Raw genomic sequence first — 11,188 nt, forward strand, 5'->3', positions numbered from 1 at the left:
GTGTCCACCGGACTGCTCCAGGGCATGACCAAGGAAGAGATCGAAGCGGTGATCAGCCATGAGGTGGCCCACATTGCCAACGGCGACATGGTCACGATGACGCTGATCCAGGGCGTGATGAACACCTTTGTGGTGTTTTTGTCGCGGGTGATCGGCTATGCGGTGGACAGCTTCTTGCGCAAGGGCGACAGCAACAACTCGGGTCCCGGCATCGGCTACTACGTCAGCACCATCGTGCTGGACATCGTGCTGGGCTTTGCCGCCGCCATCGTGGTGGCCTGGTTCTCGCGTCACCGCGAGTTCCGCGCCGATGCAGGTGCTGCGCAGCTGATGGGCCGCAAGCAGCCCATGATCAATGCGCTGGCGCGCCTGGGCGGCATGCAGCCCGGCGAATTGCCCAAGGCCGTGGAGGCCATGGGCATTACCGGCGGCATGGGCAAATTGTTTGCCACCCATCCGCCGATTGAAGAGCGCATCGCGGCGCTGCAGAACGTGCAGCAGGGCTAAACGCCTGCGCTTTCAGGAAGGCCGGCTTTTCAGCCGGCTTTTTTCATGGTGCGGGGGTGCTTGCGTCTGCCGGTGTTGCCTCAAGCGGCAATTCCGGGGCCTTTGCCGACGCCGCAGTGGCTTGGGCCGCCTGGGCCACCTGCGCAAGGCGCGCCCGTTCCAGTGTTTCGGTCACTTCGTCCGGGTCCATGCCGTACATATCGGAAAACTCTGCAACGGTCTTGCCGCTGGCCTCAAAGGTTTTGCGCAGCGCCTCGCGTTTGGCAGCCTGCGCACCCAGTTCGGAAAATGCTTCGTCAAGCAGGGCGGTGGACACGTCATCTTGCTGGCGCACGCACAGCAGGTAGTCTTCCCGGCTCAGCCCGGACGCTTCAATCGCCTCGATCAGTTGCGCGCGGGCGTACGGGCGCAAGTCCTGGTTGGAGCGCGCCTGGCGGCGCCGGAACACCTCCATGATGGCGTGGTGAACATGCTCTGGCGCGACGGGTTCAACGGGCTCGCCATTGAGGTCGTGACGCTGAAGGCCGGCGGCCACGCTTTCCAGGTAGCGGGTGGAGCGGGCGTGCAGTCCGAGCGCCATTTTCAGCTCCTCGCGCTTGAACAGCTCGGAGTGCAGCGCCAGCAGGTCCTGGAACACGCCCAATTTGAGCGGCAGGAAATGCGCGCCAAACATCTTGGGGTACAGGTCAAAAAGCTGCTGCAGCACCGGGTGCACGGCGCGGGGTGCGCGGGCCTGGTTTTGCGGCCTTGCCGGTGTCCGGCCGCGGCCGCCACGCCGGGCCTGGCGTTGGGGGGCATTTGTCGCTTCAGTCGCTTCGTGCGGTGCGGCAGGTGCGGCAGTTGTATCCGTTGCAGCAGGTGTGAGTGTGGTGTCGGTCATCAATCAGTTCTGTCAGGTTGAGGTTCGGTCGGCGCCTTGGCGTCGCTTTAAAAAATGGTCGGCCAGGTCTTTTTGGCATTCTGGTGGCGTTTGCGGTGTTAAACCGTGAGGGCGAAGTATCCCCTATTCGTTGCTGGCGCGGTGTCAGACGACAGCCAGCCTCAGGCTTTCGGCGTCGGCCAGCAGGCTGCGCGCCACCGCCTCGGCCACCTTGATGCCATCGACGCCGGCCGACAGGATGCCGCCCGCGTAGCTCGCGCCTTCGCCGGCCGGATACAGGCCGCGCACATTCACGCTTTGCATGTCCTCGCCCCGGGTCATCTTGATGGGCGACGAGGTCCGCGTTTCCACGCCCGTCAGCACCGCGTCGTGCATGTCAAATCCCTTGATTTTTTGACCAAAGGCCGGAAAGGCTTCGCGCATCGCTTCAATCGCGTAGGCGGGCAGGGCTGATGACAAATCACCGATGGCCACGCCCGGTTTGTACGACGGATTGACGCTGCCCAGCCCGGTAGAGGTCCGGCCCGCCACAAAGTCGCCCACCAGCTGGCCGGGTGCCTCGTAGTTGCTGCCGCCCAGCACATAGGCATGCGATTCAAGCTGGCGCTGCAGCGCGATGCCCGCCAGCGGATCGCCGGGGTAGTCGCGCGGATCAATGCCCACTACGATGCCGGCATTGGCGTTGCGCTCGTTGCGCGAATACTGGCTCATGCCGTTGGTCACGACGCGGCCGACCTCCGACGTGGCCGCCACCACGGTGCCGCCCGGGCACATGCAAAAGCTGTACACCGACCGGCCGTTGCTGGCGTGGTGCACCAGCTTGTATTCGGCCGCGCCCAGCGACGGGTGCCCGGCGTGACGGCCCCAGCGGGCGCGGTCGATCAGGCCCTGTGGATGCTCGACCCGAAAGCCGATGGAAAAAGGCTTGGCCTCGACATGCACGCCGCGCTGATGCAGCATGGCAAAGGTGTCTCTTGAACTGTGACCCAGCGCCAGCACCACCTGGTCAGCGCGCAGTTCCTGCGTCTGGCCGGTGGCCTGGTCCAGCACCGTGAGGCCGCGAATGTGTTTGCCTTGCGGTCCGTCTTCAATCAGTACGTCGGTCACGCGCTGCTGAAAGCGGATTTCGCCGCCCAGCGCAATGATTTGCTCGCGCATGTTCTCCACCACCTTGACCAGCTTGAAGGTGCCGATATGGGGGTGCGCTTCGAAGAGGATGTCGGCGGGCGCGCCCGCCTTGACGAACTCGTTCATCACCTTGCGCCCCAGGTGGCGCGGATCCTTGATCTGGCTGTAGAGCTTGCCGTCTGAAAACGTGCCGGCGCCGCCTTCGCCAAACTGCACATTCGACTCTGGATTGAGCACGTTCTTGCGCCACAAACCCCAAGTGTCCTGGGTGCGCTGGCGCACGGTGGTGCCGCGCTCCAGCACGAGGGGCTTGAAACCCATTTGCGCGAGCACCAGCGCCGCAAAGATGCCGCACGGGCCAAAGCCCACCACCACCGGGCGCAGCGGCAGGCTGGCCGGGGCGACGCCCACGGGGTGGTAGCTCATGTCGGGCGTGGGCAGGATGTGCGGGTTGCCGGCCTGTTGGGCCAGCAGTGCCGCTTCAAGCCCGGCGCTGGCCAGTTCCAGATCGACGATATAGACCTGCATGATGACGGCCTTGCGGGCATCAAAGCTGCGCTTGAAGACCGTGAAGCTCGCCAGATCGTCGGGGGTGAGGTTCAGCGTTTGAAGAATGGCATCTCGCAACGCGTTTTCAGCGTGCTCAAGCGGGAGTTTGATTTCAGTCAGTCTCAGCATGGATCGTCCGGTTCGTGGCTTGTGGTTATCAAGCAGAAGGGCGTAATGATAAAGGCGGATGCATCCGCCTGCCGCTGCGCTGCTATTTGCAGCAGCGGCTGGAAAGCTTCAGGTGCTTCAGGCGGGGAAAAAGCCTTCGACCGACAGGTAGCGCTCGCCGGTGTCGTAGTTAAAGCCCAGCACGCGTGCGCCAGCGGGCAGTTCCGGCAGTTTTTGCGCAATGGCCGCCAGCGTGGCACCTGACGAAATACCGACCAGCATGCCTTCTTCCCGGGCCGAGCGCCGCGCCATTTCGCGGGCCGGTTCGGCGTCGACCTGGATCACGCCGTCGAGCAGGCTGGTGTCGAGGTTTTTGGGAATGAAGCCTGCGCCTATGCCCTGAATCGGGTGCGGGGCGGGCTGGCCGCCCGAGATGACGGGCGACGCCACGGGCTCAACCGCAAACACCTTCAGTTGCGGCCAGGCGGCCTTCAGCACCCGGGCGCAGCCCGTCAGGTGGCCGCCGGTGCCGACGCCGGTGATCAGCGCATCCAGCCCTTCGGGGAAGTCGGCCAGGATTTCCTGCGCCGTGGTGCGCGCATGCGCCTCGATGTTGGCCGGGTTTTCAAACTGCTGCGGCATCCAGCTGCCGGGCGTGCCGGCCACCAGTTCCTGGGCGCGGGCAATGGCGCCTTTCATGCCTTTTTCGCGCGGCGTCAGGTCAAAACTGGCACCATAGGCCAGCATCAGGCGGCGGCGCTCCACCGACATGCTGTCGGGCATGACCAGCACCAGCTGGTAGCCCTTGACGGCGGCCACCATGGCCAGGCCGATGCCGGTGTTGCCCGAGGTCGGCTCGATGATGGTGCCGCCGGGCTGCAGGTCGCCGGACTTTTCGGCCGCCTCCACCATGGCCAGCGCAATGCGGTCCTTGATCGAGCCGCCCGGGTTGCTGCGTTCGGACTTGATCCACACCTGGGCATCGGGTCCAAACAGGCGCTGGATGCGCACGTGCGGGGTGTTGCCAATGGTGGCGAGGATGTTGTCGGCTTTCATGGAGCGGCTCCTTTTTCGTTGGGGGTCGGCAAAAGCACATTGTGGCGCACTGCCATAATAGAGGGGTGAAGCTTGCCAGACCGCCGCTGGTGCAATCTGGGAAACCAGGCACTGGAGGAACGTCCGGACTGCACAGGGCAGCGTAGGAGGTAACACCTCTCCACCGTGAGGTGAGGATTAGAGCAACAGAGACGAGCCGATTCAGTTCGGGTGAAACGGGCAATCTCTACGCGCAGCAATACCAAGTAGGCACACGTTGACGGGGCCCCCGGAGTGTGCGGGTAGGTAGCATTGAGCCGGGTGGGCGACCCCCGGCCCAGATTAATGGCGGTCACACCGGGCCAACTTGCTTTCGGGCAAGAAAGCCTGGCGCACAAAATCCGGCTTATCGGCGGGCTTCACACTTTTATTTTGACCAGGCCACGCCTGGTCTGCGTTCAGCGGCTGGCCAGCAGCGAATGGCCCAGCGCAAACACGGAATTGGGCGCCGTGGTGCGCACGGACTGGGGTTTGGGCGCCAGGTAGACCCCGCGCTTCGCTACCGTCCGCGGCTCAATTTTTACACCCTTGGCGCGCTGCTCACTGGCCAGGTTGCGCAGGCTGATGGATTGCATGTGCGTCAGCATCTTGGCGTTCAGGGCGGCCCACAAGTCCTTGGTCATCCACTCGCCCGCGCTGGCTTGTTGCGCCACGGTTTCCTCTTCCCGGCCCGACTTGCTGGCAGGGGCTTCCACCGCCCCGATGATGTCGGCCACGGATATCGCCTCGCCTGCCCGGCCCAGCGAATAGCCGCCGCCGGGACCGCGCGTGCTTTCCACCAGCCCGCTCCGGCGCAGTTTGCTGAACAACTGCTCCAGATAGGACAGCGAAATCTGGTGGCGCCCCCCGATGTCGGCCAGCGAGACCGGCCCTGCGTTTTCGCGAAGGGCGATGTCTATCATGGCGGTGACCGCAAAACGGCTTTTGGTGCTCAAACGCATGTCTGTTCTCCTGTGTAACGTCACAAATGACGTAAAAGCATGACTATAGGGAAGTAATTACTTCGCGTAAATTCGTATTTGAATCAATTTCATTTCGAAAAATACGAACAATAAGCTAAGCTGGCGGTTATTTTCCAAACCATTTACGGAAGGCCAGGCCATGAATTTCAAGCACTTGCATTACTTCTGGGTTACCGCCAAGGCCGGCGGCATCGTGCGGGCGGGCGAGCAGCTGCACACCACGCCGCAGACCCTGTCCGGGCAGATCAAGCTGCTGGAGGCGTGGCTGGGCCGCCAGCTGTTTCGCAAAAGCGGGCGTCGGCTGGAACTGACCGACGAGGGTCGGGTGGCTCTGGACTATGCGGACCAGATATTTACCCTGGGGGCCGAAATGGAGAGCGCCCTGCGGCAAGCGCGCGGGGGCCAAAAGGTGCTGGACTTTCGCGTGGGGGTGGCCGATTCGGTCGCCAAGTCCGTGGTTTACCGGCTGCTGGAGCCGGCTTTGTCCGTGCGCGAGCCGGTGCGGCTGATCTGCAGCGAAGGCAAGTTCCCCGATTTGCTGGCCCAGTTGGCGCTACACCGGCTTGACCTGGTGATGGCCGATGAACCGATGTCGGGCCGCGTCAGCATCAAGGCCTTCAACCACCTGCTGGGCAGCACGCCCATGAGTTTTTTCTGCGCGCCGGCGCTCAAAAGCGCGCTGAAAGGCGATTTCCCCCAGTGCCTGAACGATGCGCCCATGCTGATCCAGGGGGCCTCGTCATCGGTACGCAAGCATCTGGAGGCCTGGTTCACCGAGCACCAGATTCACCCCCGCATCATTGGCGAGTTTGACGACGGCGCGCTGATGAAAGCCTTTGGGCGCGAAGGGCGGGGCGTCTTCATGTCGGCCAGCGTGCTGGAGGCCGAGACGCTCACGCAATACGGGGTGGAGGTGATTGGCCGCACCAAGGAGATGGTGGAGGATTTCTATGCTGTCTCGGTTGAGCGGCGCATCACGCACCCATGCGTGGCGGCCATCACCCAGGCCGCACGCGGGCAGTTTTTCACGACCTGAGCCGCGAGGCTTGCTGGCTTACTTGGTAGCCGCAGCAGCAGGCGCTGCGCCAAAGTACTTGGCGTAGATCCGGTCATAGCTGCCGTCGGTCTTGATGGCTGCCAGGCCCTTGTTGATCTTTTCCAGCAAATCGGCGTTGCCTTTTTTGACCGCGATGCCGTATTGTTCGGCCTTGAAACTCGCGTCGCTGATGGTCTTGAACTGCGCATTGGCGTTGTTGTTGACATAGTGCACCACGACGCCGTTGTCGGCCACCACCGCATCGACGCCGCCACCTTCCAGTTCCTTCAGGGCCAGCGGTGTTGACTCAAAGCGCTTGACGTTGGCGCTGTCCTTGCCCTGCAGCTTGGTGATGACCTCGTCGCCGGTGGTGCCGTTTTGCACGCCAACCTTGAGTTTTTTGAGATCATCGAAGCTGGCGATTTTGGAGTCCTTTTTCACGGCGATCAGCTGCTGCGCATCAAAATAGGGGGTCGAGAAATCCATGGTTTGCTTGCGTTCGTCCGTGATCGTGATGGACGACACCAGCAGGTCGCGGTCGCCCTGGCCGAGGGAGTTGAAGATGCCTTCCCACGGGGTATTCAGGAATTTCACGTCCATACCGGCTTTTTGCGCCGCGGCTTGCACCACCTCGATGTCAAAGCCGACGATCTCGCCCTTTTCGTTCTGCGATTCAAACGGGGCATAGGCGGCGTCCGTGCCGACGACGTAAATCCTGGCGGCTGGCGCCGGGGTCGCAGGTGCGCTGGCGGCGGGGGTTGCGGGTTCCTGCTTGCTGCAGGCGGCCAGTAACAGGCCCGCCACCAGGGTGCCTGCCGTTTGAAGGAAATGTCGTGTCGTGATGGAAGGCATGAGAAACCTCAATAGGGTGAAGGGCAGGAAATGAAATGGCGCGGGCCACGGTGGCCTGGCGGTTTGAGGTGTTGGAAACCTGGTTAAAAAGTATAAACCTTGGCTGCTGCGGGCCTAGGCCTGCGACAAGGCCTGAAGGGCTCGCAGCCGGTCCACATGGGCTTGCAGCGAGCGCATCGCCACAGGCCAGAGGCGTGGGGGCGTGTCGTCATAGACCCGCGCCAGCCAGTCGTTCAGCGTGCCATCGGGCAGGGCCCGCATGGCCGCTGCCACCTTGGCTTCGCGCTTGAGACGGTGCGCCTTGAGCTGGCTAATCGACTGCCGGGCGGCGCCCAGCACATGGCCATGGGCCGGCAAGATAAAGTCGATCTGATGCGCCTCGCAGGCCGCACCCAGCGTGTCCAGCGCATCCAGGTAGGCCGTCATCTCGCCATCGGGCGGGCTGATCACCGTGGTGCTGCCGTTCAAAATGTGGTCGCCTGAAAACAGCAGGCCGTCCTCAAGCAGCAGCAGGCACAGGTGGTTGGCCGCATGGCCAGGCGTAAAAATAACCATTAAAGTGTGCTTTAGCCCATTTCCTGTAAGGATTAGTAGCTCCTGATTTAATAGCTCCCGGTCGGGGGTGAACTGCGCATCGGGACGTGCCGTGGGGCGCGAGGCCAGTCCCAGAATCGGCGGACGGTGGGCACACAACGCCTGCAAAGGGGTGGCGGCGGGTGAATGGTCGGAGTGGGAGTGGGTGCAGACGATGGCCTGGATGCGCCCGCCCGTGGCCTCGTACAGGCGCTGCACATGGCCCGCATCATTGGGGCCCGGGTCAATCACGATGTAGCCGCTGTCTGCATCACCCACCAAATAGCTGTTGGTGCCCGGCCCGGTCATCATGCCGGGGTTGGGGGCGGTCAGGCGCCTGACGTTTTTGAGCAGCAGGGCGGGTTTTTCAAATTGCCAGTCAAGGCTGTGCACGATCTGGCCATCGGGGCTGGTCAGCGCCAACTCGCCATAGGGCGAATCGTGTTCCATGAAGCGCGATTCCTGGCCCGCCAGCAGACCGGCGCGGGGGCAGGAGGTCCAGAGCGGCGCTTCGCTTTCGCAGGCCTGCAGCACCGCGTCCACATGAGCGTAATGCTGCAGCCGCTCCAGCGTGCGCAGGGTCGGAAAAATCATGAAGAAGCCGCCTTGCTGGTGCCGCTCCAGGGCCTCGGACGGGCGCACCCAGACCGGATCGAACTGTTCGGCCTCATCGGCCACGGGGCTTTGGCCTTCGGGCATGCGGGCCACCAGAAAAGGCACGTCAAAGCGGCGCGGCAGATCGCGGTCGGTGACCCAGTGGGCCAGCACAAACACCTGGCTGCCGGCCAGCGTGAGACCGCGCGCCGCGCACTGCGCTGCAAACGGAGCCTTGCGGTCCAGTCCCGCAATGTCCTCGCTGGTGACGTAGCCGCCGTGGTCGTGGTGCGCCAGCAGCACGCCGAGTTCCTCAAAGCTTTCACGGATCGCCGCAATGGCTTGCGTCAGGTGCAGGTCGCTCTGGCTAGCGCGCCGGGTGGAATGCCGGTGCGCCGCCGCATCGGCTGGGTCAATGCCGCCGCCGGGGAAGACGTAGGCGCCGGGCGCAAAGCTGGCCGTCATGGCGCGCCGGGTCATCAGCACTTCAATGCCCTCGGCGCTGTCGCGCAGCAGCAGCACGGTGGCGGCGGGGCGGGTGGGCGCGGGGTCGCGCTGCGGGTACAGGAGTTGGGAGGTTCTTGGCATTTCCTGATTTTGCAGCGAAACGCACGCATCGCGCTTGCCCGCACCGTGCCTTCAGGCCGTCAATGCCTTCATTTCCGCATACAGGTCGGCCTTGCCTTCAAAGCCGATGCCGGGCAGCGGTGGCAGCGTCACGTAGCCGTTTTCCACTTTCACGCCGTCGGGAAAGCCGCCATAGGGCTGGAACAGGTCGGGGTAGGACTCGTTGCCGCCCAGCCCCAGGCCGGCGGCAATCGCCAGCGACATCTGGTGCCCGCCGTGCGGCACGCAGCGGCTGGGCGACCAGCCGTAGTCCCTGAGCATGTCCAGCGTGCGCAGGTATTCGACCAGGCCGTAGCTCAGCGCGCAGTCGAACTGCAGCCAGTCGCGCTCCTTGTGCATGCCGCCGTAGCGGATCAGGTTGCGGGCATCCTGCATCGAGAACAGGTTTTCGCCCGTGGCCATGGGGCCGGTGTAGCTCTCGCCCAGCCGGGCCTGCAGCTCATAGTCCAGCGGGTCGCCGGCTTCCTCGTACCAGAACAGGGGGTACTGCGACATCGCCTTGCCGTAGGCCACCGCCGTCGCCAGATCAAAGCGGCCGTTGGCATCGACCGCCAGTTGCTGGCCCGGCTTGAGCATGCCCAGCACGGCTTCGATGCGCTGCATGTCCTCGGCCAGCGGTGCGCCGCCGATCTTCATCTTCACCACCGAGTAGCCCCGGTCCAGGTAGCTCTGCATCTCGCCCAGCAGGCCTTCAATTCCCTTGCCCGGGTGGTAGTAGCCGCCGGCGGCATAGACAAACACCTTCGGATTGGCCGTGCCGTTGCCGTAGCGCTGCGCCAGCATGTCGTGCAGCGGCAGCCCGGCAATCTTGGCCGTGGCGTCCCAGATTGCCATGTCCAGCGTGCCGACCGCCACCGAGCGCTCGCCGTGGCCGCCCGGCTTTTCGTTGGTCATCATGCAGGCCCAGATCTTGTGCGGATCGAGGTTGTTGCCGGTCTCGTCCAGCAAGGTCGAGGACTCGGCCTCCAGCACGCGCGGGCGAAAGCGTTCACGGATCAGCTGGCCCTGGCCGTAGCGGCCGTTGGAGTTGAAGCCGTAGCCGATGACCGGCTTGCCATCGCGGACCACATCGGTCACGACCGCGACGAGGCTGAGCGTCATCCTGGAAAAATCGATGTAGGCGTTGCGGATGTCCGACTTGATGGGCCGGGTGGATTCGATGATGTCGATGATTTTCATGGTGTGGGGGGTCAAGGTGGAAAGGTTTGGCGGGACAGCGACTAGCCGCCGCAGATCTGAATGTCCTGGCCACCGAGGGCCGAAACGATGCCGTGATAATTTGCGATGGCATGCATGCTGAAAAAGTCTCCGGGTTTGAATGAATGGGCTGATCATCGGCGCTGCCGGGTCTTGCGTCCAATACTCGAATCGCATAAAACTATCCAAAGGAAGCACAGACCGATGGGACCCGTCAACCGACCGCTTGACTTGGAATGGCTGGAGGACTTCCTCGCGCTGGCCGAAAGCGGCAATTTCTCGCGCGCCGCGCAGGCACGCGCCATTGCCCAGCCGGCGTTCAGCCGCCATATCCGTGCGCTGGAGGAGTGGGCTGGCGTCGAGCTGATCGACCGCGCCCGGCATCCGGCGGCGCCCACGCCGGCGGGCGAGGTGTTCGTGGTCACGGCGCGCGATGTGGTGCTGCGGCTGCTGCAGGCCCGCACCCGCGCCCACGAGGTGCATGAGCAGGCCAGCCGCAGCCTGCAGTTCGCGGCCACGCATGTGCTGTCGCTGACCTTCTTTCCGCGCTGGCTGCAAGCGGTGGAGCAGCAACTGCAGCTCGGACCCATCCACATGGTGTCGGACAGCTACCAGGCCTGCGAAGAGTTGATGCTGCAGCGCCGCGTGCAGTTTTTGCTGTGCTATGGCCACTCGGCCTTCAAGACCCGGCTGCTGCCGCCCGACTTTGAATTTGTGCGCGTCGGCGAGGACCGGCTGGTGCCGGTCAGCGTGCCGGATGCCAACGGTCAGCCGCAGCATCGCATCGACAGCGCTGCCCAGGAGCCTTTGCCGGTGCTGGCCTATAGCCAGGCGTCGGGGCTGGGCCAGATCATGCGCGACCAGATGCCGGGGGCATTCGATGCGGAGCGATTCAGGCCGGTGATGACCTCGCACCATGCCGTGCTGCTCAAGACCATGGCGCTTGAAGGGCGCGGCCTTGCCTGGCTGCCGCACAGCCTGGTCAGCACCGAACTGGCCGATGGCCGCCTGGCGAGCGCGGCAGGGCCGCAATGGAGCGTGACGCTGGAAATCCGGCTTTTCCGCGCCACCGCCGCACTG

The 11,188-nt window shown here is 63.9% G+C and carries 10 protein-coding genes and 1 other RNA gene; 4 read left to right on the forward strand and 7 right to left on the reverse strand.

The annotated features are described in order from the left end of the window. A partial coding sequence (locus tag IV091_RS09400) for a M48 family metalloprotease (RefSeq protein WP_293468003.1) occupies window positions 1-507 on the forward strand: 507 nt, incomplete at its 5' end. Window positions 508-550: 43 nt separating this feature from the next. On the opposite strand, the gene IV091_RS09405 is transcribed toward IV091_RS09400, so the two are convergent. The 3 genes from IV091_RS09405 to cysK all read right to left on the reverse strand — a co-directional run bounded on the left by IV091_RS09405 (window position 551) and on the right by cysK (window position 4,228). Continuing rightward, window positions 551-1,387 carry a ProQ/FINO family protein gene (locus tag IV091_RS09405; protein ID WP_293468005.1) on the reverse strand — a complete coding sequence of 279 codons (837 nt, stop codon included), beginning with the start codon at window positions 1,385-1,387 and terminating at the stop codon, window positions 551-553. Between the two features lie 144 nt (window positions 1,388-1,531). Continuing rightward, window positions 1,532-3,193, reverse strand: coding sequence for an NAD(P)/FAD-dependent oxidoreductase (locus tag IV091_RS09410; protein ID WP_293468007.1), 1,662 nt, complete (start codon window positions 3,191-3,193; stop codon window positions 1,532-1,534). Between the two features lie 117 nt (window positions 3,194-3,310). Beyond that, a complete protein-coding gene (gene cysK, locus IV091_RS09415) occupies window positions 3,311-4,228 on the reverse strand; it encodes a cysteine synthase A (RefSeq protein ID WP_293468009.1) in 918 nt (305 codons plus the stop codon). Between the two features lie 67 nt (window positions 4,229-4,295). On the opposite strand from cysK, the gene rnpB reads away from it, so the two are divergent. After that, window positions 4,296-4,632, forward strand: an RNA gene (gene rnpB, locus IV091_RS09420) — RNase P RNA component class A. Window positions 4,633-4,665: 33 nt separating this feature from the next. Here the strand turns inward: rnpB and IV091_RS09425 are convergent. Beyond that, the gene (locus IV091_RS09425) at window positions 4,666-5,208 is read right to left on the reverse strand and encodes an Rrf2 family transcriptional regulator (protein WP_293468011.1); all 543 of its coding nucleotides are present in this window, start codon (window positions 5,206-5,208) and stop codon (window positions 4,666-4,668) included. Window positions 5,209-5,368: 160 nt separating this feature from the next. Here IV091_RS09425 and nhaR point away from each other — a divergent pair, with 160 nt between their 5' ends. Further along, window positions 5,369-6,265: a transcriptional activator NhaR gene (gene nhaR, locus IV091_RS09430; RefSeq protein WP_293468013.1), complete on the forward strand. Its 897-nt coding sequence runs from the start codon at window positions 5,369-5,371 to the stop codon at window positions 6,263-6,265. Window positions 6,266-6,283: 18 nt separating this feature from the next. Here nhaR and IV091_RS09435 read toward each other — a convergent pair whose 3' ends face one another. The 3 genes from IV091_RS09435 to IV091_RS09445 form a co-directional block, all read right to left on the reverse strand. Next, the gene (locus IV091_RS09435; RefSeq protein ID WP_293468015.1) at window positions 6,284-7,117 is read right to left on the reverse strand and encodes a basic amino acid ABC transporter substrate-binding protein; all 834 of its coding nucleotides are present in this window, start codon (window positions 7,115-7,117) and stop codon (window positions 6,284-6,286) included. Window positions 7,118-7,231: 114 nt separating this feature from the next. After that, window positions 7,232-8,872, reverse strand: coding sequence for an MBL fold metallo-hydrolase (locus IV091_RS09440; protein WP_293468017.1), 1,641 nt, complete (start codon window positions 8,870-8,872; stop codon window positions 7,232-7,234). Between the two features lie 51 nt (window positions 8,873-8,923). Beyond that, window positions 8,924-10,090 carry a mandelate racemase/muconate lactonizing enzyme family protein gene (locus tag IV091_RS09445; RefSeq protein ID WP_293468019.1) on the reverse strand — a complete coding sequence of 389 codons (1,167 nt, stop codon included), beginning with the start codon at window positions 10,088-10,090 and terminating at the stop codon, window positions 8,924-8,926. 222 nt (window positions 10,091-10,312) lie between these two features. Here IV091_RS09445 and IV091_RS09450 point away from each other — a divergent pair. Then, a partial coding sequence (locus tag IV091_RS09450) for a LysR substrate-binding domain-containing protein (RefSeq protein ID WP_293468021.1) occupies window positions 10,313-11,188 on the forward strand: 876 nt, incomplete at its 3' end.

It is taken from the genome of Polaromonas sp. (assembly GCF_018780625.1).
Classification (GTDB): domain Bacteria; phylum Pseudomonadota; class Gammaproteobacteria; order Burkholderiales; family Burkholderiaceae_C; genus Polaromonas.